Source organism: Streptomyces sp. NPDC043738, from assembly GCF_056436545.1.
The window spans coordinates 1-2,494 of the sequence record NZ_JBWKCJ010000066.1 but is presented as its reverse complement, the minus strand read 5'-3'; the positions used below and the strand labels follow the sequence as shown (position 1 = coordinate 2,494).

Sequence of the window (2,494 nt, the reverse complement as noted above, 5' to 3'; positions counted from 1 at the left end):
ACACAGTGGACGCGAGCAACTGAGGACAAGCCCTCGGCCTATTAGTACCAGTCAACTCCACACCTTACGGCGCTTCCATATCTGGCCTATCAACCCAGTCGTCTACTGGGAGCCTTAACCCCTCAAAGGGGGTGGGAGTCCTCATCTCGAAGCAGGCTTCCCGCTTAGATGCTTTCAGCGGTTATCCTTTCCGAACGTAGCCAACCAGCCATGCCCTTGGCAGGACAACTGGCACACCAGAGGTTCGTCCGTCCCGGTCCTCTCGTACTAGGGACAGCCCTTCTCAAGACTCCTACGCGCACAGCGGATAGGGACCGAACTGTCTCACGACGTTCTAAACCCAGCTCGCGTACCGCTTTAATGGGCGAACAGCCCAACCCTTGGGACCGACTCCAGCCCCAGGATGCGACGAGCCGACATCGAGGTGCCAAACCATCCCGTCGATATGGACTCTTGGGGAAGATCAGCCTGTTATCCCCGGGGTACCTTTTATCCGTTGAGCGACGGCGCTTCCACAAGCCACCGCCGGATCACTAGTCCCTACTTTCGTACCTGCTCGACCCGTCAGTCTCACAGTCAAGCTCCCTTGTGCACTTACACTCAACACCTGATTGCCAACCAGGCTGAGGGAACCTTTGGGCGCCTCCGTTACCCTTTAGGAGGCAACCGCCCCAGTTAAACTACCCACCAGACACTGTCCCTGATCCGGATCACGGACCCAGGTTAGACATCCAGCACGACCAGAGTGGTATTTCAACAATGACTCCACCATGACTGGCGTCACGGCTTCAAAGTCTCCCACCTATCCTACACAAGCCGAACCGAACACCAATATCAAGCTATAGTAAAGGTCCCGGGGTCTTTCCGTCCTGCTGCGCGAAACGAGCATCTTTACTCGTAATGCAATTTCACCGGGCCTATGGTTGAGACAGTCGAGAAGTCGTTACGCCATTCGTGCAGGTCGGAACTTACCCGACAAGGAATTTCGCTACCTTAGGATGGTTATAGTTACCACCGCCGTTTACTGGCGCTTAAGTTCTCAGCTTCGCCACACCGAAATGTGACTAACCGGTCCCCTTAACGTTCCAGCACCGGGCAGGCGTCAGTCCGTATACATCGCCTTACGGCTTCGCACGGACCTGTGTTTTTAGTAAACAGTCGCTTCTCGCTGGTCTCTGCGGCCACCCCCAGCTCAGAGTGCAAGACTCATCACCAGAAATGGCCCCCCTTCTCCCGAAGTTACGGGGGCATTTTGCCGAGTTCCTTAACCATAGTTCACCCGAACGCCTCGGTATTCTCTACCTGACCACCTGAGTCGGTTTAGGGTACGGGCCGCCATGAAACTCGCTAGAGGCTTTTCTCGACAGCATAGGATCATCCACTTCACCACAATCGGCTCGGCATCAGGTCTCACCCTTATATGTCATCCGGATTTGCCTAGATGACGGGCTACACCCTTACCCCGGGACAACCACCGCCCGGGCTGGACTACCTTCCTGCGTCACCCCATCGCTTACCTACTACCACCTTGGATCGGCGGCTCCACCACGTCCCTTCGTCCGAAGACTCCAGGCCGGCTTCACGGCCTTAGCATTAATGGATTCGATATTGGGCGTTTCAAAGCGGGTACCGGAATATCAACCGGTTGTCCATCGACTACGCCTGTCGGCCTCGCCTTAGGTCCCGACTTACCCTGGGCAGATCAGCTTGACCCAGGAACCCTTAGTCAATCGGCGCACACGTTTCCCACGTGTGTATCGCTACTCATGCCTGCATTCTCACTCGTGAACCGTCCACAACTCGTTTCCACGGCTGCTTCACCCGGCACACGACGCTCCCCTACCCATCACAGCCTCCGTTGGGAGTATTACTGCAATGACACGACTTCGGCGGTGTGCTTGAGCCCCGCTACATTGTCGGCGCGGAATCACTTGACCAGTGAGCTATTACGCACTCTTTCAAGGATGGCTGCTTCTAAGCCAACCTCCTGGTTGTCTCTGCGACTCCACATCCTTTCCCACTTAGCACACGCTTAGGGGCCTTAGTCGATGCTCTGGGCTGTTTCCCTCTCGACCATGGAGCTTATCCCCCACAGTCTCACTGCCGCGCTCTCACTTACCGGCATTCGGAGTTTGGCTAAGGTCAGTAACCCGGTAGGGCCCATCGCCTATCCAGTGCTCTACCTCCGGCAAGAAACACACGACGCTGCACCTAAATGCATTTCGGGGAGAACCAGCTATCACGGAGTTTGATTGGCCTTTCACCCCTAACCACAGGTCATCCCCCAGGTTTTCAACCCTGGTGGGTTCGGTCCTCCACGAAGTCTTACCTCCGCTTCAACCTGCCCATGGCTAGATCACTCCGCTTCGGGTCTTGGGCACGCTACTCAACGCCCTATTCGGACTCGCTTTCGCTACGGCTTCCCCACACGGGTTAACCTCGCAACATACCGCAAACTCGCAGGCTCATTCTTCAAAAGGCACGCAGTCACGAC

The 2,494-nt window shown here is 56.1% G+C and carries 1 rRNA gene; it reads right to left on the bottom strand.

The window, feature by feature from the left end:
• Window positions 1-21: 21 nt before the first annotated feature.
• Window positions 22-2,494 (bottom strand): 23S ribosomal RNA (locus tag AC0680_RS37845); the annotation flags it as partial.